Genomic DNA, 22,506 nt, shown 5'->3' with positions numbered 1-22,506 from the left:
TTTCGGTGAGCGGCGCGCGGTCAGCCGCGCGGCTTCATCAGCACCTTGATCGAGTCGAGCGAATTCGCGACCCGGATCGCTTCGTCCCACTCTTCGAGCGAGAAGCCGTGCGTGACCATGCCCGTCGACGTGACGAGCCCGCGCGCGAGCAGATCGATCGCGACAGGATAGCAATACGGGCCGAGATGCGCGCCGCGCACGTCGAGCTCCTTGCGATCGCCGATGATCGACCAGTCGAGCGTCGTGTCCTTGCCGAACACCGAGAACTCGACGAAGCGGCCGAGCTTGCGGATGAGGTCCATGCCTTGCGTGACGCCCGCGGGCACGCCGGTCGTCTCGATGTAGACGTCGCAGCCGTAACCGCCCGTCAGGTCGCGGATGATCGCGAGCGCATCCTCGCGCGCCGGATCGATCGTCACGTCCGCGCCGTACTCGCGCGCGAGCGCGAGCCGCTCGGCGACGAGATCGATCACGACGAGCCGCTTGGGCGTCTTCAGCCTCGCGACCTGCGTCATCATCAGGCCGAGCGGCCCCGCGCCCGCGATCACGACGACGTCGTCAAGCTGGATGTCGCCGCGATTCACGGTGTGGATCGCGCACGCGAGCGGCTCGATGATCGCGGCATCCTCGAGCGAGATGCCGAGCGGGATCTTGTGGACGATCGCGTTCGGCGGAATCCGCATGTATTCGGCCATCCCGCCGTCGGCTACCTCGCGCTGAAAGCCGAAGATGTGGTGGACCTCGCACATCCAGTACTCGCCCGACTTGCAATAGCGGCACTTGCCGCACGGCACGATCTGCTCGGCGATCACGCGATCGCCGAGCGCGACGCCGAAGTGCTCGGCCGCACCCTCGCCCAGTTCCTCGACGTAGCCGAAAAACTCGTGGCCGGGAATCACGGGCGCCTTGACCCACGGGCTCGGGCCGCCCCAGAACATCTTCGCGCCGGAATGGCACTTGCAGTCGCTCGCGCAGATCCCGCACGCGCCGATGCGGATCACGAGCTCGCACGCGCGCGCGCGCGGCTTCGCGACGCGCTCGACGCGGTAGTCCTCGGGGGCGTGGCAGACGATCGCCGTCATCTGCCGGGTTTCGTTGTCTCGATTCGTCATGGTCTGGGCTTGTCTGGCTGGGTTCAATGAAAAGGGATGCCGGATGAAACGGCCGGCGAGCGGGCAACGCCCGGGCGGCCGATGCGCGAGGCGCGCGTGCTCGGCGTTCCGCGCGCCGCGTACGTCACGTGTGCGGCCCGCGCGGCGCAAGCCGCATCGGCCGCCGCTTGCCGCGACGCGGCGCGGCGCGTGACGTGCATGACGCACGTGAGGTGCGCGACGCGCGTTGGGTGCATTGGGTGCGTTGGGTGCATGAAGTGCGCGACGCGCGCCGTACGCGTCGCCGCCGCGCGCAGCGTGCGCATCGCGTGCGTCACTTGCGTCAAGTGCATCACTTGCGCCGCTCGCGGCCGATGTAGATCGCGAGCAGGATGATTCCGCCCTTGATCACGTTCTGCACGTACGGATTCACGCCGATCATGTTCAGGCCGTTGTTCAGCACGCCGAGCAGCAACGCGCCGACGAGCGTGCCGACGATCGCGCCGCGCCCGCCCGCGATCGACGTGCCGCCCATCACGACGGCCGCGATCGCGTCGAGCTCGAAGCCGACGCCCGCGTTCGGCTGCCCGCTCATCAGGCGTCCCGTCAGCACGAGCGCGGCGAGCGCGGACGTGAGCCCCGCGAACGTGTAGACGACGAGCTTCACGCGCGCGACGCGCACGCCGGAGAGCCGCGTCGCGTGTTCGTTGCCGCCGATCGCGTACACGTAGCGGCCGAACGGCATGCGCTCCAGCATGAGCCACGCGAGCGCGTAGACGGCGAGCATCGCGACGACGGGCGTCTGCACGCCGAGCACGTTGCCGCTGCCGAAGAAGCGGACCCAGTCGGGCAACCCGTCGATCGGATAGCCGCCCGTGTAGATGAGCGCGAGGCCGCGCGCGATGCCCATCGTCGCGAGCGTGACGATGATGGGCGGCATGCCGGCGAACGCGACGAAAAAGCCGTTCGCCGCGCCGAGCGCGACGCCGGCGCCGACGCCCGCGGCGAGCGCCAACGCGCCGTTCACGCCCGCGACGAGCAGGCCCGCCGTCAGCGTGCCCGACAGCGCCATCACCGAGCCGACCGACAGGTCGATGCCGCCCGTCAGGATCACGCAGGTCATCCCCACGCCGATGATCGCGTTGATCGACACCTGCCGCAGCACGTTCTCGAGGTTCGCGGCGCTCAGGAAGCTCTCGCTCGCGAACATCATCGCGACGCACACGACGGCGAGCCCGACGAGCGGATAAAACGTCGTCGAGCGCCTGAGCGCGGCGAACGCGCGCCGCGCGCGCACGCCGGCGGGCGGCGGCGCGCCCGGGCCCGCGGCCGGCGCTGCGCCCGCGGCGGCGGGCGCGGAAGAGGAAGACGACGGCGGCGTCGTCCGCTCATGCATGTTCATGATTCGCTCCGCGTACGTCTGAAGTCGCATAAGTCATCACCGTGTTCGGATCGATCGCGTCGCCGTCGAGGATCGCCTCGATGCGGCCCTGCCGGAACACCGCGACGCGATCGCACATCCCGACGATCTCCGGCAGCTCGCTCGAGATCAGCACGATCGAATAGCCGCGCGCGGTCAGCTCGCGCATCAGTTGATAGATCTCGGCCTTCGCGCCGATGTCGATGCCGCGCGTCGGCTCGTCGAAGATCAGGATTCGCGTGTGGTGGTTCAGCCAGCGCGCGATCACGACCTTCTGCTGGTTGCCGCCCGAGAGCGTATCCACGCGCGTCTCGGGCGTCGGCGCCTTCACGCCGAGCCGCTTCATCAGCTCGCGCGTCGCGCGCGTCTCGGCTCCCGCGTCGATGAACCAGCGCAGGCTGCGGTGCTTGCCGAGGTTGTTGATCGCCACGTTGTGCCGGATCGAGAATGCGGTGATGAGCCCTTCCGTTTTGCGGCTCTCCGGCAGGATGCCGATGCCTGCGGCGAGCGCGTCGGCGGGGTCCGCCAAGCGCACCGCGCGGCCGCGCACGCGCATCTGCCGCACGCGCGCGGGCTTCGCGCCGATCAGCGCGAGCGCGCTCGACGTGCGCCCCGAGCCGACGAGGCCCGCGAAGCCGAGGATCTCGCCCTCGCGCAGCGCGAAGCGGTTCACGGGGCCGTCCTCGCGCACCTGCAGCGCGTCGACTTCGAGCACGAGCGCGGCGTCGCGCGCGAGGCGCGGCTTCGGCGCAAAGGTGTTGTCGATCCGCCGGCCCACCATCATCTCGACGAGCGCGCCGACGTCGGTGCGCGCGCACTCCGTCGTGCCGACGTACTGCCCGTCGCGCAGCACGGTGATCCGGTCGCCCACCTCGAAGATCTCGTCGAGATGATGCGAGATGAAGATCATCGCGACGCCCTGGCGCTTGAGCTCGCGCATCACGCCGAACAGATGCGCGGCCTCGGCGGGCGTGAGCGTCGCGGTCGGCTCGTCGAGGATCAGAATCCGCGCGTCGAGCGACAGCGCCTTGCCGATCTCGACGAACTGCTGCTGCGCGACCGACAGCTCGCGCACCGGCGCCGACAGATCGATCGCGACGCCGAGCCGCGCGAAAATGTCCGCCGCCGCGCGGCGCATCCGCGCGCGGTTTCGCAGCCCGAGCCGGTTGCGCCACTCGCGGCCGAGGAACAGATTGTCGACCGCGTTCAGATCCGGAATCAGGCTGAACTCCTGGAACACGATGCCCACGCCGGCCGCGATCGCGTCGTGATAGTTCGCGAAGCGGCGCGGCGCGCCGTCGATCGTGATCGTGCCTTCGTCCGGCTCGTAGATGCCGCACAGGATCTTCATCAGCGTCGACTTGCCCGCGCCGTTCTCGCCGAGCAGCGCGTGAATTTCGCCGCGCGCGACGCGCAGATCGATCCCCCGCAGCGCAACGACGCCCGGAAACCGCTTCGTGATGCCGGTCAGCGCCAGTATCGTGTCCATCGCATCCTCGCTCGCGCGCGCCGCGCCGCGCCTGCCGTCCGTCCGCGCGAGCGCGCCGGCCGCGGCGGCTCGGCGCGCGTCGCCCGCTTCGTCCATGGCTTCGTCCATGCCGTCGGCCTCGTCGCTTCGCTCGCTCACCAGCTGAAGCTCTTCGCGTTGTCCTTGTCGATCAGCTTCACGTCGACCGGAATCGTCTTCGGCACGTTGGCGCCCCACTTCTTCGCGAGCCCGATGCCGATCGCGAGGCGGATCTGGTCGCGCGGAAACTGCGCGGACGTTTCGATGAACTTCGAGTTCGGCTTCTGGAGCGCGGCGATCGCCTCGGGCGCGCCGTCGACGCTCGTGAGCTTGATGTCCCTGCCCGACGCGTCGATCGCGGACAGCGCGCCCATCGAGCCGCCGTCGTTGACGCTGAAGATGCCCTTCAGCAACGGGCGCGCCTGGATCATGTTCTCGGTGACGGTGAGCGCGCTCGCGCGCTCCTGCTTGCCGTTCTGCACGTCGACGATCTTCACGTTCGGGAATTTCGCAAGCGCCGCGCGGCAGCCGCGCACGCGCTCGAGGATCGGCACGACCGGAATGCCGTCGAGGATCGCGACCTCGCCGCTGCCGCCGATCGCCTTCGCGAGGTAGTCGCACGACATCGCGCCCGCGTCGAAATTCTTCGAGCCGACGAACGAATCGACCGGGCCGTTCGCGTTCGCGTCGACCGCGACGACGACCGCGCCCGCCTTCTTCGCCGCTGCGACGGCCGACTGAATGCCCGTCGAATCGGTCGGATTCACGAGCAGGATGTCGATCTTCTTCTGCAGCATGTCCTCGACGTCGCTCACCTGCTTGCTGACGTCGTGATGCGCGTCGGTGACGATCACCTGCGCGCCGATCGACGCGGCCGCTTCGTTGAGCGCCTTTTGCATCGTCACGAAGTACGGATTGTTGAGCTCCTGGAACGTCATGCCGATCTTGAGCGGCGCCGCGTGCGCGGCGCCCGCGCCGCCGGCGAGCGCGATTGCGAACGCCGCGGCGCGCAGCGCGCGCGCGGCCCGGTTGCCGGCGGCCGGCGTCGAGGAAGCGGTAAGCATCATGGTTGTCTCCGTTTTCTAGGCATGAGCGCGCCCCGCGCGCCGCTCGGGCGGCACGCCGAAGACGCGTGACTGCTGGGTTGCTCGGGCACGCGGCCCGGCTCAGCCGGACAGCAGGACTTCGGAAGTCGGCCGGGCGCCGCCGCGCGCCTGCTCGGCGGGCACGATCGCCGGCGCGTCGGCGATGCCCGCGCCGCGCTGCGCGGCCGCCTCCGACGCGTCGCGGCTCGCATCGTTCAGCGCCTGATAGCGGCGAAATCGCGACGGCGACATGCCCTTCACCGCAAGGAACTGGCGATTGAAGTTCGACAGGTTGTTGAAGCCGCTCCTGAAGCAGATGTCGGTGACGCTCGCGTCGCCGTCCATCAGCAACTGGCACGCGAGATTGATGCGCATCCGGTTCACGTACTGGACGAACGGCAGGCCGGTGTGGCGGCGAAAGTAATGCGAGAACGCGCTCACGCTCTGCCCGGCAAGCCGCGCGAGATCCGTCTCGCGCAATTCGTTCGCGAGGTTCTTGCCGATGTATGCGAGCACGTGGTTGATGCGGGTCGACGCGAAGGTCGACGGATCGGCTTCATACGCGGGGCTCGCGAGCGGCTCGCGATCGGGCGCGTCGACGAGGAGCTGCAGCATCGACAGGAACAGCACGATGCGCCGCAGCCCGCGCGCGTGGATCAGCTCGGCGAAGAGCGGCTTGACCGCGTCGCTCGTGCGCGCGCCGAACTGCACGCCGCGCCGCGCGTCGGCGAGCAGCCCCTCGACGTGCCGCCACTCGGTGAAACTGTCCGCGCAGCGCGCGGCGAACGCCTGGCCGAACTGCACGACGAGATTGCGCTCGGCGATCGTCTTGCTTTCCGGCACGTCGCTGACCCAGTTGTGCGGCAGGTTCGGCCCCATCAGCACGAGATTGCCGGGCCCGAAGCCGCCAACGTAATCGCCGACGAACATCTGGCCCGTCGTCTCGACGATCAGATGCACTTCGAACTCCGGATGAAAGTGCCACCGCACGGTGCGGTACGGGTAGCCATGCGACCACGCCTTGAACGACTCGCCGCGGCGCACGTCGACGACTTCGAGATCGGGCTGCACTCGCTCCTCCTATTCTCCAGGCCACGGCGCGCGGGGCGCGTCTCCGGTGCGGCGCGCATCGGGCCAGCGCCTTTCGCCGTTCGTCTTGTGTAGTGCGAACGATAGCCGCCGACCGTGCGGCGGGCCACTAAAAATCAGACACCCGACTGGTATTTTTTTGAAATTGGACGAATGCAGAGGGCTCGGGCGTCAAATTTGGTGCGAAGCAGCAGGCTTCGCGCGCGGCCGGCGGCGCGCTGACGCATCGCCGGGCGCGGCAGTTCGGCGGGATTGCCCGGCGCTGCCGGGCGCGCCGATCTCCGTGATCGCGAAAGCGCGATCGCCGATAAGCAATGCGAATATTATTTTGTTTCCAAATTCCGGAATTCAGTCGACAAATCCGGATTTCCATTTTCAATCGAAGATAAATCGTCCGCACGAGATAAATTATTGAATTCGCGTATATAAAATTACCTCCGAAAAGAAAAGAATATTCCGATTGAATTTCCTTCCGGGCGATGCTATAAACCTAACGCCGGCACCTTACTAACACGTAAGGAGGTTGGCGAATTCGATACTTTTTAGGAGATTAAAATGGTTCGACTTTTGGCGAAGCTTCTCCGTATCACGGCCCAAGGCTCCAGCGGCGTCAGCCTGGACGCGGTTTCCTCGACGCACGGCACGCCGGGCTTCCAAACGCCGGACAATCGCGTCATTTCGCGCTTCGGATTCAATTAATTAGCGATTCGTGAAACCGGTGGGGCATCGCGCCCCACCGGAACAAACAGCCATGATGCTAGCCCGCCGTTGTCATGTTGCGGTATTCGATCAAGCGATCGTCGCACTCGATATGCGACGGTCGCGTTATTTTCTTTATGACGAAGCCTGTGCGAAGGCTTTTTCCGACCATTATCTGGATTTCAAGCCAATCGATGCGCCGCGCGCATTGGGGCCGTTGATATCCGACCGAATTATCGTCGCCGAAGCGCTGGCGCCCGCCCGAAGCCGCATCGCCGATTACCGCGGGTGGGGCTTCGACACGTTCGACTCGGGCATCTGGGCAAGCCGGGCGCTCGGCGAGCGCAACGCGTCCGGCTTCGAGTGGCTGCCGTTCTGGCGCATCGTGCGCGGCGCGGCGTCGCTCAAGCTGCGCGGCTTTCACGCGCTTTCCGTGCTCGAGCGGCTCGACGCCCGCCCCGCGAACGGCGCGCCGGCGCGCGGCAACGACGCGTCGCACACGGTCGAGCGCTTTCTGCGCGCGTCGATCTGGTCGCCCTTTCGCATCACGTGCCTGCAAATGTCGCTCGCGCTCGCCACGCATCTGAGGCGGGAGAACGTGCCCGCTCAACTCGTGATCGGCGTGAGGCCGATGCCGTTCGTCGCCCATGCTTGGGTCGAAGTCGACGGGCGCGTGTGCGGCGACGAACCGGACCTGAAAAAGAGCTATGGCGAAATCTATCGAACGCCCCGACCCGACGAACGCGCCGCCCCGCTCGGGCTGGCGGCTTGAACGGCGCGCGTGGACGGATGCAATCGGCTATCGCAGCCTGCTGTCCGGCGAAGGCGGCCCCGACCGGCCGATCGGCGTCACGCTGCTCGAAGCCGGCGGCCGCGGCCGCGCGTACCTGCGCGACACGCACTCGAACCTCGATCGCGCGCTCGCGCGCGCCCGCTCGCTGCCCGATGCGCGCGAGGTCGTCACCCGCTTCGTCTGGGGCGCGTACATCGCCGTGCTCGACGAAGCGGCGAGCGGCCGCCGCCTGTTCCTGCCCGACCCGCTGCATTCGGTCCGGCTCTATTACCGGACCGGCGAAAACGGCCGCGTCGACGTCGATCCGCAGGCGGCGAACCTGCTCGACGGCGCGTCGATCGACTGGAACCTCGACTACCTGATCGAATTCGCGTGCACGCAGTTCGGCCCGCTCGACGAAACGCCATTCGCGGCGGTGCGCACGGTGCCGCCCGGATGCGCGCTCGTCGTCGACGCCGACGGGCGATGCACGATCGAGCGCGCGTGGCTTCCGCGCGCGCACGCGGCCGACGATATCCGCGCGTCGTGCGCGGCCGCGCTCGACGGCGTTTATTCGAGCATCGCGAGCAGCCATCCGAACGTGTGCGCCGCGCTGTCGGGCGGCGTCGATTCGTCCGCGGGCGCGATCTTGCTGCGCAAGGCGCTCGGCGCGGGCGCGCCGCTCGCGGCCGTCCACCTGTTCTCCATGTCGTCGCCCGATTTCTACGAGCGCGACATGGCGGCGCGCGTGGCCGATTCGATCGGCGCGGAACTCATCTGCATCGACATCGACCGCCATTTGCCGTTCTCCGAACGGATCGTGCAAACGCCGCCCGCCGCACTGAGCCAGGACATGCTGTTTCTCGGCATCGACAAGGCGGTGTCGAGCGCGATCGGCCCCTCGTCGGTGCTGCTCGAGGGCCAGGGCGGCGATCTGCTGTTCAAGGCGGTGCCGGACGCGAACGCGGTGCTCGACGCGCTTCGCGGCAAAGGGTGGTCGTTCGCGCTTCGCACGGCGGAGAAGCTCGCGACGCTTCACAACGACTCGATTCCGCGCATCCTGCTGATGGCGGCGAAGATCGCGCTGAGAAGGCGGCTGTTCGGGCGGCACGCGTCGGTGTCGCAGCCGACGATGTCGAAGCTGTTCGCGCCGCGCGCCGCGGCCCGGCAGGCGCGCGGCCGCACGCGGCGGGACCTGCGCGCGGACGCGCCGTCCGACGAGTCGATCTCGGTGCTCGACCGGTTCGTGTCGATCATGACGCCCGTCACCGACGCCGCGTATACGAGCCGGCTCAATCCGTATCTCGCGCAGCCGGTCGTCGAGGCGACATTCGGCCTTCCGAGCTACGACAGCTTCGATCACCGGAACGACCGGATCGTGCTGCGCGAGATCGCCTCGGCGCACACGCCCGTCGACGTGCTGTGGCGCAGAACCAAGGGGTCGTTCGGCATCGGCTTCGTGAAAGGGATCGTGTCGCATGACGACGCTTTTCGCGCATTGATCCGCGACGGCGTGCTGATGCGAAGCGGCAGGATCGACGAGGCCGAACTCGAACACGCGCTCAAGGCGGTGCGCGTCGGTCAGAATGCGGCCGCGATCAGCCTCGCGCTCGTCGGGTGCGTGGAGGTTTTTTGCGCATCCTGGCAGAATTTCGTCGCGAACCGGCACGTTGTGGCATGCTGACGAAGCGTTTGGCCGCGCCCCGCATGACGCCCTCGCCATTGCATCCGTTGCGGCCGTTGCATCCGTCGCATCCGTTGCGGCCGCGGATCGCGCCGCCGCGCGCCGAGATGCCCGCCCTCCCGTCCCGAACGCCGGCTTTCCGGCACGATTGCGAATCGACATGAAACTTGCCGCACTACGCTCGCTGGCGGACGTCGTCCGTCTGATGCTCGACAAGGAAACGAATGCGAGAAAGCTGATCGTCGCCGGCGTGCTGATCGAGGCGCTGACGTCGGCGTTCATGCTGCTCGGCCCGGTCACGTTGAAGCTCGCGGTCGACGAGCTGTCGCGCCCGCATTTCGACACCGTGAAGGCGTCCGTCGACATCGTGCTGTTCGCCGTGCTGTGGTCCGCGTCCGCGATCTCGTCGATCGTCCTGCTCGCGTACACCGGCCGGATCGTCAACGCCGCGTCGAACGCGCTGCTGCGTCGTGCACTGCGCGCGCAGCTTCCCGCGCTCGCCGGCCGCGCGTGCGCCGACAGCGGCTACGTGCAGGGCCTCCTCGAACGCCTGCCGTACAGCCTGCAGGTGATCGTCGAAGGCGTGCTGTGGAAGATCACGCCCGTCGTGATCCAGCTCGCCGTCGCGTTCGCGCTGATCTCGCTGCTGATGCCGCTGCGGTACGCCGCGATCCTGTTCGCGGTGCTGGCCGCCTATTTCCTGTTCTCCCACTTGTCGGCCGAGCAGTACGAGAAGAGCGCCGCGACGACGAACGAGGCCGCCGGCGCGCTGTCGGCCGCGCTCGGCGACGTGCTCGCGAATGCGCCGCGCGTCGTCTACAACGGCGCGGTGCCGCGGGAGATCGACTACGTCGCGGCGAGAGCCGGCGCGCGGCTCGACGTCAACTGGCGGCGGTCGTGGCTGCTCACGCGCGCGGCCGTCTATCAGTACGGCATCATCGCGCTCGGCATGGCGGCGATGTTCGTGCTGTGCGTGCGCGACATCGCGGCCGCGCGGATCACGCTCGGCGATTTCATGCTGCTGCAGACCTACGTGCTGCAGTTCGCGCTGCCGCTCGGCGCGTACGGGTTCGTGCTCCGCCAGGCGGGCGCGGCGCTCGCGAACGTGCGCGAAGCGCTCGAGATCGCGCCCCGCGCGCCCGCTGCCGGCGCCGCCCGAGCGCAGCCGGGCGGCTCGGCCGCGCACATCGCGGTTCGCCGGCTGGCGTTTCGCCGGGCGGATCGCTTCGCGATCGAACCGCTGTCGTTCGACCTGCCGGCGGGCAGCTACACGGCGATCGTCGGCCACAACGGCTCGGGCAAGTCCACGCTCGCGAAGATCGTCGCCGGGCTGCTGCCGCCCGACGACGGCGTCGTCGCATACGACGGCGTCGACCTGTACGGCGTCGACGACGCCGCGCGCAGCGGCTTCGCGCTATACGTCCCGCAGGACGTCGCGCTTTTCAACCGCCCGCTGCGGGAGAACGTGCGCTACTACCCGTCGACGCTCACCGACGACGACGCGACCCGGCTGCTCGAACGCCTCGCGTTCCACAAGGACGGCCGGCGCATCGATCTCGACGGCGAAGTGGGCGAAGGCGGCGCGCGCCTGTCGGGCGGCCAGGTGCAGAAGGTCGAGCTCGTCAGGCTGATGGGCGTCGACGTCCCCGCGATCGTCCTCGATGAAACGACCTCGGGGCTCGATCCGCACAGCGACGCGCTCGGCATCGCGATGCTTCGCGAGCGTCTTCGCGGACGCACGACGCTCGTGCTGATCACCCACCGTATCGCGAACGTCGAGGCGGCCGACCAGGTGCTGTTTCTGTCGGCCGGGCGGCTCGTCGCGGCGGGCCCGCATCGGCGCCTCATCGATACCTGCGACGAGTACCGCACGTTCTGGCGCCGCCAGCCCGAACCGGCGGTGTCGAACGCATGACGCTCGGGGGGCATCGGTGCGCGGCGGCGGCCGCGGGCCGGTCGGGCGCGCTCAGTAGATGAACAGCCGAATCGTCGCCGTCCCGGTGAACGGCCCGATCTTCGGCGCGCCGAACGACTTCAGCACCGCGTCGAGCACGATGTTCTGATACGACACGTTCCCCGGCATCTGCGTGAGCACGAACTGCTGGTTGAACGGAATCGCCGTGCCGTTCCTGTCCTCGATGCCGATGCCGAAGTTGCTGTCGCTCTGCGGCACGAGCAGGCCGTTGCGCACGGTCTGCGAGGTCTCGAAGTAACCGTCGACGCGCACCGGGACGCTGCATTTCTTCGCGAGCGCGAGGCTGAACTGCTTGCGCGGCACGGCGGGCGAAAAGCCGTTGCCCAACGCCTGGATCTGCCCGAACTTGACGATCCCCGGCTCGGGCGTGACCGTCACGTCGACCATGCACGGCGTCGGCTTCAGGTTCTGCAGGCCGCTCAGCCGGTACTGGAAGCTCGGGTTCGTGTTGTTCAAGCCCTTCTCGCCGTCGAACTGGAACACCGTGTAGACGTCGCTCGGCGGCTGCACCCACGCGCCCTTCTTGCGCACGACCACCTGGTACGTGATGCTGATCGGAATCTTCGGGCAGCGCTTCGCGTTGAAGTCCGCCTGCGGGCACGGCGGCACCGCGAAGCCCGTCGGCACGCCGGTGCCGGGGCGGCTGCCCGCGCCGAAATGATCGACGCCCTGATAGCGGATGCCGATCTCGAGCCCCCACGCGGCCGGATTCTTGCCGTCCGGATTCGCGTAGAAGTAGATGTTGTCGACGATATCCAGATTGCCCTTGCCGCCGAGATCCTTGTAGCAATAGCCGTCCGTCGTGCGCGGCGCGGATATCCAGATCACGTAGCCGTCGGGCGCGTCGGTCGGATACGACGCGACGTTGCCGATCGGCTCGGTGAGCGAGCTCTGGCCGCTGTTCGTCAGGCACCGCACGGCCCACGCGGGCTGCGCGAGCGCGACGAGGAGCGCCGCGCACATCCATGCGAGCCAGCCGGGCATGCGCCGCGGCGGAAAACGCAGGCGCGCGCTCATTGCTTCACGCTCCGGCATGCGTTGCCGTCGCACGCGTATTCGACCGTGACCTGGCCGCCGTAGTCGTCGACGTGCGTAACGGCGATGCCGCCCGCCGCCGACGCCGAGAACGGCACGCTCGCCGCGCTCTTCGGATTCACCATCACCGGATCGAGCGGCAGCGGCGCCTTGTTCGCGCCCGCCGCGAGCGCGACGACCGTGATGTGATACGGCGTCGGATTGTCGAGCACGAGCCGGCGCGCGGCCGCATCGACGCGCAGCGTCATCGGCAGCGTCGGGTCCTCGTCGCGCGCGGGCTGCACGCCGGCCGGCCGGTAGAACAGCTTCATCTGCGTGTGCAGCGCGATCTGCAGCGCGTTCGGCGTGTCGGTCTTCGGCGGCACCTCGCGGATGTTCAGATAGAACACCGATTCGCGATCGGCGGGCAGCGCCGCGCCCGGCATGCGCGCGATCCGCAGCACGTTGCGCTCCTTCGGCTCGACGCGCTGCAGCGGCGGCACGACCATCAGCGGCGTCGTGATCTTGTTGCCGTGCTCGTCCTCGAGCCACGACTGCACGAGGTACGGATACGCGTCGCTCTTGTTCGAGATCGTCACGATCGCGGCCTGCTCGCCTTCGTTGAGAATCACGCGCGTGCGGTCCGGCACGATCGCCGCGTGCGCGGCGCCCGCGAGCGCGGCGAGGAGCGCGGCGGCCACGCGCCGCGCGTTCGAAACGGAAAGGAGTCGTGGGGTCATGGTCGTCATCGGGTCGTTCGGTCGTTCGGTCGTTCGGATCGGTCAGCGCGACGCGTGCTGCGTCGCGGATTCGCAAGCGACGGGCGCGGGCGTGCCGTCGAGCTGCAGCGTGTCGGGGAGCGCGGCGGGCGTGCAGATCGTCTTCGCGCCGGCGCGCACGACGAGCTTCGCGCGCGGCTGCACCTGCGTCAGGTACGCGGCACCCGCCTCGCCGACGATGCCGAGCTCCTTGCCGGTCGCGGCGTCCTGCACCGATGCGCCGAACGGCACCGGCGCGCCGCCGTCGCCCGTCAGCGTGACGAACACGTTGCGCCCGCGCGCCGCGTTGAACTTGAGGTAGCCGATCGCGCCGTCCGTCAGCACGGTGCGCTGGATCGGGTTCGTCACGTCGGTGTCGAGGCCGAGCTTCTCCACGCTCACGGCCGCGTCGTACACGTTGTACGGCGACACGCCGTCGATCACCGCAAAGCCGCGCGCATTCGTGCGGGCGTAAGTGCCGGACAGCGGCACGCCGGGCACCCCGTCGGTCGACACGAGCAGGCGCGTGTCGCCCCCGTTGCCGTTCGCGTGCGCGGTCACGCCGTAGCGCGTCGCGACGAACGAGCCGTCGAGCTCGAGCGACGCCGACGCGTACGAATTCGCGACCGTGGACGCCTGAGCGGTGAGCTGGTAGGAAGGCGTGCGCTGCCGCAAGCTCGCGTTGGCCGACGCGCGGCCGTCGGTCGTGCCGCCGTATAGCTGATAGGTGCGGCCGTTCATGCCGTCGTAGATGTAGCCCGCGTTCACGCTCGTGCCGCCCTGGCCGGCCGACACGCTCGACGTGAGCGTCTGGCGCTCGCCGAGCGGCAGCGTCGCCGTCAGCGACACCTGGTTGCCGCCGCCGCCCGCGCCTTGCGTGCGGAACGCGGAGAAGCTCATGTTCACGCTCTTCAGGCCGCCGAGCGAAAACGCGCGCGTGAGCGTCACGCCGATGCGTTGATCGGACGGGCGCGCCCAGTAGGTCGTCTGGTCGTACGAGAAGTAGGCCGACGTGTCGCCGAAGCGCTTCGACAGCATCGCCGAATAGCGCTGCTTGCTGTTCGCGAGACTCGACGCGCTCGGGTCGCCCGAGAACTGCTGGAAGTTCGTGTAGTCGCGCTCGGAGAAGCGATAGCCGAAGAAGCGCACATCGGCGTCGAGCGCGTCGAAGTGCTTCGAATAGTTGATCCGGTACGAGTTGCCGTGCTTCGTCCGGCCGCTCCACCAGAGCGTCGCGCGCGCATGCGTGATGTCCGCCGACAGCGCGCCGAAGCGGCCGAAATCGCGGCCGACGCCGAACGCGACCGACGTGTAGCCGGACGCCGCGATGAGCCCGCCGTAGACGGTCACGTCCAACGGCAGCCCGTACGCGGCCTCGGCGAAGCCGAACCACGGCGTGATGCCCGCGCCGCCGAACGTGCGCGGCTTGCCGAGCGCGCTCTTGTAGCGCAGTTGCCCTTCGCGCGCGAGAAACGGCACCGACGCGGTCGCGACCTGGAAGCGCTGGACCGAGCCGTCCTCTTCCTCGACGACGACGTCGAGCGTGCCCTGCACGCTCGTGTTGAGGTTCGACAGCGCGAACGCGCCCGGCGACACCTTCGTCATGTACAGCACGCGGCCGTCCTGCATCACCTTGACGATCGCGTTCGTGCGCGCGACGCCCGTGACGAGCGGCGCGTAGCCGCGCATCGACGGCGGCAGCATCCGGTCGTCGCTCTTCAGCGCAACGCCCGACATCGAGAACGTGCTGAAGATGTCCGAATCGACGTAGATCTCGCCGAACGACAGCGTCGACTGGATCGACGGCAGCGCGCGGTACGCGTAGAGCTGGTTGAAGCGGAACGCGCGGTCCGCGTAGACGGAGCCGCCCGCGTTCGTCTGCGCCTGATAGTCGCCGCGAAAGCGCCACGCGCCCCAGTTCGCGCCGATCGTGCCGTACGCCTGCACCGAGTTGTTCTGCTGCGCGCCGCCGCCGAACGCGTGGTTCGCGTTCGCGAGCACGCGATAGTCGAGCATCGCGCCGCTCACGCCGTCGCTCCAGCGCTCGGGCGGCAGGTACGACGTGTCGGTGAATTCGAGCGCCGCTTGCGGAATCGTGATTTTCAGGCGCCCTTCGCCCTTCTGGTAGCGGATCGTCACGCCCTCGATCGCGGAAAGATCCGCGCAGCGCCCGCCCATCACGCGCGGCATGTCGTTGACGAGCGACTTCTTCAGGCCGAACTGCGCGACGAGCTCGGGCGTGATGCACGCGCGCGCGCCCGCCCCTTCACGCTCGCCGACGAATTCGATCTGCCGCAGGCCGTAGAACACGTCGTTCACCTGCACGTCGAGCAGATAGGTGCCCGGCAGCGTGTAGTCCGCCTGCGCGAACTGCGACAGGTCGACTTCGTTCTTGCCGTCGATGCTCAGGAACGACGAATTGAACTCCGTCGCCCGGGCATGGCTGCCGGCGACCAGCATGGACACGCAGAGAAAGAAAAGTCTGATTCGCACGCCGACTGACTGAAACCGTAACGGGATGGGGATCGCGGGGAAAACGGGAATGCGAGAAGGATTCGCGCGAGGAAGGGGCGCGCGCCCTTTCCTCGCTGGGCGGCTCGTCGAGCCGCGCGGGCTTACTGGTAGCGGACGGTGAAATTCGCGACGCCGTCGGCCGTGCCCGGCGTGACGCTCGCGGCGGTCGCTTCGTACATCGCGGAGAAGCGCGCGACGCTCGTGCCGTTGCTCAGCACGAGCGGGCCCTTCTGCTCCACGCCGTTGTCGAGATCTTCGCCCGACGCCGATTGCAGGCGGATGCCGACGTTCTTCGCCGAGCCGACAGTGGCGATCAGCTTCGGCTGCGTCGCGTTCGACGTGCCCGTGAACGTGAAGTACGCGTTCTTCGCGACGCTCGTGTCGCAGTCGACGAGGTTGATGTCGAAGTTCTGCGGAGTCGACTTGTCGCCCGCCGCCTTGAACTTGTTGGTCGGGACGAAGCCGAGACGCACGGTCTGATCCACCGAGCCCGCGTCGATGCCGCATGCGCCCGCGACGATCTCGCCCGTGAAGTTGATGATGCCGTTGCCGGCGGCGAACGCCGACGTGGACAGGGCGGCGAAGGCGACGGCGGACAGGAGTGCTTTTTTCATGGCTGATTCCGTAACGTGACTAATGAGGTTTTGACGATTTGTCGGACGTGTTCGCAATGCAAGGAAATGCGCCGCAATGCGTTGGCCTGGTTCGTCGCGACGGGCCGAATTATCAATATGATTTGGAAAGTATTTTGTAAATCATTGTCAGATTATCGCCTTACAAACGATTTGCTCGTGGTGCCGGAGAATTTCGGAAATGCGGCGATTTGCCGCACTTTTACGCCAAGCGGCGACTCCGATTATTTGATGTTAATGCATTGTTTTAATTGGGAATATTGGCCTTTCGCCGGCGTGTCGACGTAGGTATGGAAGGCCGCCGACAGATCCGCCCCGAGGTGCCGAAGAGACGTTTGCTTTTTGACTTTTCTGTAAGAGTTGTCAAATCGCAACGTCAAAATATTCCTTTCAATCAATTATGAGATATCAATCTCATTAAAAATTATTGACGCAATCGTTTGCGAATCCATGAAATCTCACGGCTCACATGTTTTCATTTTATGCAATCATTTCAATATTCATGAATTTGAATTTATTTGACAATTAAATTGCACATTTGTATTTATGAGATAAGTCGATTAGCGATTTAATTCATTTGCAATCGTTTGCCGATTGAGAGTGTGCGTGCTCAAACGTTTGCCGACGTCGCCGAACGAAAAGACCGTGGAATTCGCTCGGGGGCGGCCCTCCCCCGCCGTGCGGATCGGGGCGATTCGGCGATTCGGCGGCTGCCGGATGCGATCCGCAACGCGCCGGCGGGCCCCGAATCGATCGAGCGCCGCGCGGGGTTGCGAGATGGCGGCGCGCTGGCGCGAGCTACCCCGATCGAGACGATCGGCCGACGCACGTTCGAACGGCGTCACGCGTGCAATGAGAAGCGACGTGCGAAGCGAAGCGGAAAGCGGGAAGCGAAACGGAAAGCGAAGCGGCCGGATCGCCCGCCGAGCGCGAGCGCCGGGCGCTTCGCCGACGATGCCGAGCGGCAGCGGTGCGGCTCGCCGACGGGTGCGCATCGCGTGTTGCGCATCGCGAAGGCCGCCAATATGCGGATCGCGCACGGCCGACGCGGCCGGCCCGGCTAACGCGCGAGAGCGCCCGTTAGCCGGGCGATGATGCGCAATGCGCAGGCGGTGGATAGGATTTCGCGGGCGCGCGTCGCCCACGCGGAATCAGCGAGGCAACAAGACGAGAATTGAAAACCGCGGCGCGGATGCGAAGCGACGCGTTCGGCGTCGCGGGAATGCTTCGCGAATTCACGCGCGGGCGACGCGCGCGGGTCGACTAGCGGCGCTTGCCGCACCGAATCTGCGTATCGACGTGCGTATCGACGTGCGTATCGACCTCCGTATCGACGTGCCGAGCGTCACAACGGCCGGACGATCGGCCCTCGCGCTCAGCGAACCAGAAGCGGCGCACCGGCGCGCAACGAATCCGACGCTGCGACGCGCCAACGCCACGCACGGCGCACTACCTGAGCCGACGGGCACGCATGCCGAGGCCACGCGGCGCGCCCGATCAGCTCGAACGCTAGCTCAGGCTTGCGGACAGATGTCCCCGCCACCGCACGCGGCGCGCGACCAGCCGCCGCCGAGCGCGCGATACAGCGCGATCGCGTTCGTGAGCCGCAGCTGCTTCAGGCGAATCAGCTCCTGCCCGGATTCGAACGTGCTGCGCTGCGCGTCGAGCAGTTCGAGATAGCTCGCGACGCCGCTGCCGTAGCGCCGCTGCGCGAGCCGCAGCCGCTCGGCGTCCGCGCCGTACGCCGCCTGCTGCGCGGCGAGCTGCGCGTCGATCTGATCGCGGGCCGCGAGCGCGTCGGCGACTTCGCGAAACGCCGTCTGGATCGTCTTCTCGTAGTCGGCCACCGCGATGTCCTTGCGCGCGTCGGCGACGTCGAGGTTCGCACGATTGCGCCCGCCCGCGAAGATCGGCAGCGTGAGTCGCGGCGCGAACGTCCACACGCTCGAGCCGGCCGAGAAGAGCCCCGAGAACGCATCGCTGACCGAACCGGCGTCGGTGGTAAGCGTGATGCGCGGGAAGAACGCCGCGCGCGCGGCGCCGATGTTCGCGTTCGCCGCAACGAGCCGCTGCTCGGCCTGCCGGATGTCCGGCCGCTGTTCGAGCAGATCCGACGGCAGCCCCGGCGACACCGGCGCGACGGCGAACTCGTCGAGCGCGGGCGCGCCGGCGGGCAACGTCGTCGTGAAATCGCCCGCGAGCAGCTTCAGCGCGCTCGTCGCCTGCGTATGCTCGCGCTCGAGCGCCGCCTTCGACGCGCGCGCCGACGCGACGAGCATCTCGGCCGTGCGCAGCTCGATCGCCGTGCTCGTGCCGGCCGCGTAGCGGCGCTGCGTGAGCGCGTACGTCGCGTCGCGCGCGGCGAGCGTGCGCTCGGCGAGCGCCAGTTGATCGACGAGCGCGCGCTCGGCCACGTAAGCGGACGCGACCTCGGCGATCAGGCTGATGTGCGCCGCGCGCCGCCCTTCGGCCGTCGCGAAGTATTCGGCGAGCGCCGCGTCGGACAGGCTCTTCACGCGGCCGAACAGATCGATCTCGAACGCGCTCACGCCGACGCCCGCGCGATACAGCGTGCTCGTCGCGCTCTCGCGCAGCACCGGATCGTACTGGCGCGTGCGCTCGTAGCCGAGATTGCCGTCGATCGACGGCAGCCGGTCCGCGCGCGCGACGCCGTACAGGCCGCGCGCTTCCTGAATGCGCAGCGTCGCGATCCGCAGGTCGCGATTGTTCGCGAGCGCCGCGTCGATCAGCGTGCGCAGCGACGGATCGGTGAAGTACGCGCGCCAGTCGTCGAGGCGCGTGTCGTGCGTGTCGTGTACCTCTTGCAGCTCATGCAGTTCGTGCATCTCGTGCGCGCCGCTCGCGTTCGCCGCGTCACGCGCGCCGGGCATGCCGCGCGCCCCGCCGTCGGCCGCCGATGCCGCCGCATCCCGCGACACCGCCGCGTCCGTTCGCGCATAGCTCGCCGGCACGGGCGCGGCCGGCCGCTCGTAGCGCGGCGCGAGCGTGCAGCCCGCGACGAGCGCCGCCGCGAGCGCGATCGGCCACGCCCGAGGCGCGCCCGGCCGCCCCGAACGGCATGATCCGTTTCGCACGGACAGAGGTGTCATCATCGCTTTCACTTGATCTCCAGGGCCGCATTCGCGCCGCCGCGGCGGCGCGGGCTCACGTCGAACACGCGGCCGACGCACACGAAAAAGAGCGGGACGAGGAAGATCGCGAACAGCGTCGCGCTGATCACGCCGCCGAGCACGCCCGTGCCGATCGCGACCTGCGCGCCGGACGCGGCGCCCGTCGCGAACGCGAGCGGCAGCACGCCCACGCCGAACGCGAGCGACGTCATCACGATCGGGCGCAGCCGCAGCCGCGCCGCTTCGAGCGCCGCGTCGGCGAGCGACCTCCCCTGCGCGACCAGATCCTTCGCGACCTCGACGATCAGGATCGCGTTCTTCGCGGACAACCCGATCGTCGCGATCAGCCCCACCTTGAAATAGATGTCGTTCGGCATTGCGCGCAGCGTGACGCCCGCCACCGCGCCGATCACGCCGAGCGGCACGACGAGCATCACCGCGAACGGAATCGACCAGCTCTCGTACAGCGCCGCGAGCGCGAGAAACACGACGAGCACCGACAGCGCGAACAGCATCGGCGCCTGCGCGCCCGACAGCCGCTCCTCGTACGACTGCCCGGACCACGCATAGCCGACGCCCGCGGGCAGCGCCGACGCGATCCGCTCGATCGCCGCCATCGCCTCGCCGCTGCTGTGCCCGGCCGCCGCCGAGCCGTTGATCGTAAACGACGGGAAGCCGTTGTAGCGCGTCAGCTGCGGCGGGCCCATCGTCCATTGCAGCGTCGCGAACGCCGCGAGCGGCACCATCTCGCCGCGTGCGTTGCGCACGCGCAGCTTCGTCACGTCATCGGGATCGAGCCGGTGCGGCCCGTCGGCCTGCACGATCACGCGGCGCACCTGCGCGCCGTGCATGAAATCGCCGATGTAGTCGGAGCCGAACATCACCGCGAGCGTCGCGTTGATCTCGTCCATCGACACGCCGAGCGCCGACGCCTTCGCGCGATCGATGTCGAGCTTCAACTGCGGCGCGTCCTGCGTGCCGGCGAACATCAGATCGGCGAGCACGGGGTTCTTGCGCCCGTCGGCGAGCAGCTTCTCGCGCGCGGCGGCGAGCGCCGCGTAGCCGAGCCCGCCGCGATCCTGCAAGCGGAAATCGAAGCCGCCCGTCGAGCCGAGGTCGAGCAACGCGGGCGAATTCATCGCGAACACCGTCGTGTTCGGCGTGCCCGCGAAGCGTTCGTTGATCCGCGCGACGATCGCCTGCACCTGATCGTGCGCGCGCTTGCGCTCCTTCCAGTCCTTCAGCGTGACGAAGATCATCCCGCCGTTCGGCCCCTCGCCGTACAGGTTGAAGCCGCCGAGCGCGAACGTGTACGCGCTCGGCTCCTCGCCGCGCACGTATTCCTCGACGCGCCGCACGCTCTGCATCGTCTCCGCGAGCGGCGTGCCCTGCGGGCGCACCACCATCACCATGAAATTGCCCTGGTCCTCGTCCGGCAGGAACGCGGTCGGCAGCTTCGTGATCAGCAGCGCCGCGAGCGCCGTCAGCGCGCCATAGACGACGAGCCAGCGCAGCGGGCGCTCGAGCACCTGCCCGACGCGCCGCGTGTAGCGGCCGGTCGAGCGCGCGACGAAGCGGTTGAACCAGCCGAAGAAGCCGCCCTTGTCGTGATGGTCGCCGGCCACCGGCTTGAGCAGCGTCGCGCAGAGCGCCGGCGTGAGCGACAGCGCGAGAAACGCCGAGAAGCCGATCGACACCGCCAGCGCGAGCGCGAACTGCCGGTAGATGTTGCCGACCGCGCCGCCGAAGAACGCCATCGGCACGAACACCGACGTCAGCACGACGGTGATCCCGACGATCGCGCCGCTGATCTGCTTCATCGCCTTCACGGTCGCCTCGTACGGCGGCAGCTTTTCCTCGACCATCAGCCGCTCGACGTTCTCGACGACGACGATCGCGTCGTCGACGAGGATGCCGATCGCGAGCACCATCCCGAACATCGTCAGCACGTTGATCGAGAAGCCCGCGGCGAGCATCGCGCCGAACGTGCCGAGAAGCGCGACGGGCACGACGAGCGTCGGAATCAGCGTCGCGCGCAGGTTCTGCATGAAGAGGAACATCACCGCGAACACGAGCACGCCCGCCTCGACGAGCGTCGTCACGACCTTGCTCATCGACACGCGCACGAACGACGACGTCTCGTACGGAATCTGATACTTGACGCCCGGCGGGAAGAACGTCGACAGCTCGTCCATCGTCGCGCGGATACGCTTTTCGGTCGCGACCGCGTTCGAGCCCGGCGCGAGCTTGATGCCCATGCCGGTCGCCGTCTTGCCGTTCACGAACGACGGATAGTTGTAGTCGTTGCCGCCGAACTCGACGCGCGCGACGTCGCGCAGGAAGAGCGTCGAGCCGTCGGCGCGCGCGCGCAGCGCGATCGCGCCGAACGCGTCGGGCGTCGCGAGCGGCGCGTCGGCGAGCACAGTCGCCGCGATCGGCGCGCTGTCGGGCACCGCGCTGCGGCCGATGTCGCCGATCGTCACGCGCGCGTTGTGCGCGCGCACGGCGGCCGCGATGTCCGACGCCGTCAGGTTCAGCGCCGCCATCTTGACCGGGTCCGGCCAGATCCGCATCGCGTATTCGGCGCCCCAGAACTGCACCTTGCCGACGCCCTCGACGCGCCGCAGCGCCTGCACGACGTTCGCCGACGCGTATTCGCCGAGCTGCACCGCCGACAGCCGCCCGTCCTCCGACGTGAGCGACACCACGAGCTGGATGTTGTCGGCCGCCTTCTCGACCGAGATGCCGTCGCGCCGCACGGGCTCGGGCAGCCGCGCCTCGACGGTCTTCAGGCGGTTCTGCACGTCGACGGCCGCGAGATCGGCGCTCACGCCCTGCTTGAACGTGAGGTACAGCGACGCCTGGCCGGCGCTGCTCGTCGCCGACGTATACAGCAGGCCGGGCACGCCGTTCATCTCGCGCTCGATCACGGCCGTGACCGATTCCTCGACGACCTGCGCGGACGCGCCCGGATATGTCGCGTAAATGCTGACGACGGGCGGCGCGATGTCCGGATACTGCGCGACGGGCAGCGCGCGGATCGCGAAGACGCCGCCCATCATGATGAATAGCGAGATCACCCAGGCGAACACCGGGCGATCGATGAAGAAACGAGCCATGATCGTGTCGTGCTTG

The 22,506-nt window shown here is 68.1% G+C and carries 16 protein-coding genes; 4 read left to right on the top strand and 12 right to left on the bottom strand.

The features are described 5' to 3' along the window. Positions 1–20 precede the first annotated feature (20 nt). The 5 genes from WS91_RS13345 to WS91_RS13320 form a co-directional block, all read right to left on the bottom strand. A complete protein-coding gene (locus WS91_RS13345; protein ID WP_059670394.1) occupies positions 21–1,112 on the bottom strand; it encodes an alcohol dehydrogenase catalytic domain-containing protein in 1,092 nt (363 codons plus the stop codon). Positions 1,113–1,443: 331 nt separating this feature from the next. Beyond that, complete coding sequence (locus WS91_RS13335) at positions 1,444–2,487, bottom strand: ABC transporter permease (protein WP_038743073.1); 1,044 nt, start codon at positions 2,485–2,487, stop codon at positions 1,444–1,446. Continuing rightward, positions 2,480–4,141 (bottom strand): sugar ABC transporter ATP-binding protein, encoded by a 1,662-nt coding sequence (locus tag WS91_RS13330; protein WP_442854973.1) that lies wholly within the window; start codon positions 4,139–4,141, stop codon positions 2,480–2,482. The genes WS91_RS13335 and WS91_RS13330 overlap by 8 nt, the downstream gene beginning before the upstream one ends. Next, positions 4,135–5,085 carry a substrate-binding domain-containing protein gene (locus WS91_RS13325; protein ID WP_059670392.1) on the bottom strand — a complete coding sequence of 317 codons (951 nt, stop codon included), beginning with the start codon at positions 5,083–5,085 and terminating at the stop codon, positions 4,135–4,137. The genes WS91_RS13330 and WS91_RS13325 overlap by 7 nt, the downstream gene beginning before the upstream one ends. Before the next feature lie 99 nt (positions 5,086–5,184). Further along, positions 5,185–6,174 carry an AraC family transcriptional regulator gene (locus WS91_RS13320; protein WP_059670391.1) on the bottom strand — a complete coding sequence of 330 codons (990 nt, stop codon included), beginning with the start codon at positions 6,172–6,174 and terminating at the stop codon, positions 5,185–5,187. Between the two features lie 573 nt (positions 6,175–6,747). Between WS91_RS13320 and capA the strand changes: the two genes are divergently transcribed. From capA to WS91_RS13305, 4 genes are all read left to right on the top strand, one after another. Then, complete coding sequence (gene capA / locus WS91_RS35825; RefSeq protein ID WP_145986771.1) at positions 6,748–6,891, top strand: capistruin family lasso peptide; 144 nt, start codon at positions 6,748–6,750, stop codon at positions 6,889–6,891. A 52-nt stretch (positions 6,892–6,943) separates the two neighbouring features. Next, on the top strand, positions 6,944–7,663 hold the full coding sequence (locus WS91_RS13315; RefSeq protein WP_038743076.1) for a lasso peptide biosynthesis B2 protein: 720 nt from the start codon (positions 6,944–6,946) through the stop codon (positions 7,661–7,663). After that, positions 7,599–9,347, top strand: coding sequence for a lasso peptide isopeptide bond-forming cyclase (locus tag WS91_RS13310; RefSeq protein ID WP_059670390.1), 1,749 nt, complete (start codon positions 7,599–7,601; stop codon positions 9,345–9,347). The genes WS91_RS13315 and WS91_RS13310 overlap by 65 nt, the downstream gene beginning before the upstream one ends. A gap of 160 nt (positions 9,348–9,507) precedes the next feature. Continuing rightward, complete coding sequence (locus WS91_RS13305; protein WP_038743078.1) at positions 9,508–11,262, top strand: ATP-binding cassette domain-containing protein; 1,755 nt, start codon at positions 9,508–9,510, stop codon at positions 11,260–11,262. A 51-nt stretch (positions 11,263–11,313) separates the two neighbouring features. On the opposite strand, the gene WS91_RS13300 is transcribed toward WS91_RS13305, so the two are convergent. The 7 genes from WS91_RS13300 to WS91_RS13270 form a co-directional block, all read right to left on the bottom strand. Then, a complete protein-coding gene (locus tag WS91_RS13300) occupies positions 11,314–12,339 on the bottom strand; it encodes a fimbrial protein (protein ID WP_059575012.1) in 1,026 nt (341 codons plus the stop codon). Then, entirely contained in the window at positions 12,336–13,085 is a 750-nt protein-coding gene (locus tag WS91_RS13295) for a fimbrial biogenesis chaperone (protein WP_038743080.1), read from the bottom strand. The genes WS91_RS13300 and WS91_RS13295 overlap by 4 nt, the downstream gene beginning before the upstream one ends. A 33-nt stretch (positions 13,086–13,118) precedes the next feature. Then, on the bottom strand, positions 13,119–15,560 hold the full coding sequence (locus WS91_RS13290; protein WP_197422240.1) for a fimbria/pilus outer membrane usher protein: 2,442 nt from the start codon (positions 15,558–15,560) through the stop codon (positions 13,119–13,121). 149 nt (positions 15,561–15,709) lie between these two features. Next, positions 15,710–16,222 carry a fimbrial protein gene (locus WS91_RS13285; RefSeq protein WP_038743082.1) on the bottom strand — a complete coding sequence of 171 codons (513 nt, stop codon included), beginning with the start codon at positions 16,220–16,222 and terminating at the stop codon, positions 15,710–15,712. A gap of 578 nt (positions 16,223–16,800) precedes the next feature. Next, positions 16,801–17,280: a hypothetical protein gene (locus WS91_RS35820; RefSeq protein WP_145986772.1), complete on the bottom strand. Its 480-nt coding sequence runs from the start codon at positions 17,278–17,280 to the stop codon at positions 16,801–16,803. 474 nt (positions 17,281–17,754) lie between these two features. Then, a complete protein-coding gene (locus WS91_RS13275) occupies positions 17,755–19,353 on the bottom strand; it encodes an efflux transporter outer membrane subunit (protein WP_059670426.1) in 1,599 nt (532 codons plus the stop codon). A gap of 5 nt (positions 19,354–19,358) precedes the next feature. Beyond that, positions 19,359–22,490 carry a multidrug efflux RND transporter permease subunit gene (locus WS91_RS13270; RefSeq protein ID WP_059670387.1) on the bottom strand — a complete coding sequence of 1,044 codons (3,132 nt, stop codon included), beginning with the start codon at positions 22,488–22,490 and terminating at the stop codon, positions 19,359–19,361. Between the last annotated feature and the right edge of the window lie 16 nt (positions 22,491–22,506).

Origin of the sequence: Burkholderia sp. MSMB1498, assembly GCF_001526245.1 — a bacterium.
Taxonomy (GTDB): Bacteria; Pseudomonadota; Gammaproteobacteria; order Burkholderiales; family Burkholderiaceae; genus Burkholderia; species Burkholderia savannae.
The sequence above is the reverse complement of the archived record's forward strand: the minus strand, read 5'-3'. Positions and strand labels throughout refer to the sequence as shown.

Bases quoted from the DNA above. Each gene is read 5' to 3' on its own strand.
- WS91_RS13345 (WP_059670394.1), bottom strand. From the start codon at position 1,112: ATGACGAATCGAGACAACGAAACCCGGCAGATGACGGCGATCGTCTGC.
- WS91_RS13335 (WP_038743073.1), bottom strand. From the start codon at position 2,487: ATGCATGAGCGGACGACGCCGCCGTCGTCTTCCTCTTCCGCGCCCGCC.
- WS91_RS13325 (WP_059670392.1), bottom strand. From the start codon at position 5,085: ATGATGCTTACCGCTTCCTCGACGCCGGCCGCCGGCAACCGGGCCGCG.
- capA (WP_145986771.1), top strand. From the start codon at position 6,748: ATGGTTCGACTTTTGGCGAAGCTTCTCCGTATCACGGCCCAAGGCTCC.
- WS91_RS13315 (WP_038743076.1), top strand. From the start codon at position 6,944: ATGATGCTAGCCCGCCGTTGTCATGTTGCGGTATTCGATCAAGCGATC.
- WS91_RS13310 (WP_059670390.1), top strand. From the start codon at position 7,599: ATGGCGAAATCTATCGAACGCCCCGACCCGACGAACGCGCCGCCCCGC.
- WS91_RS13305 (WP_038743078.1), top strand. From the start codon at position 9,508: ATGAAACTTGCCGCACTACGCTCGCTGGCGGACGTCGTCCGTCTGATG.
- WS91_RS13300 (WP_059575012.1), bottom strand. From the start codon at position 12,339: ATGAGCGCGCGCCTGCGTTTTCCGCCGCGGCGCATGCCCGGCTGGCTC.
- WS91_RS13295 (WP_038743080.1), bottom strand. From the start codon at position 13,085: ATGACGACCATGACCCCACGACTCCTTTCCGTTTCGAACGCGCGGCGC.
- WS91_RS13285 (WP_038743082.1), bottom strand. From the start codon at position 16,222: ATGAAAAAAGCACTCCTGTCCGCCGTCGCCTTCGCCGCCCTGTCCACG.
- WS91_RS13275 (WP_059670426.1), bottom strand. From the start codon at position 19,353: ATGATGACACCTCTGTCCGTGCGAAACGGATCATGCCGTTCGGGGCGG.
- WS91_RS13270 (WP_059670387.1), bottom strand. From the start codon at position 22,490: ATGGCTCGTTTCTTCATCGATCGCCCGGTGTTCGCCTGGGTGATCTCG.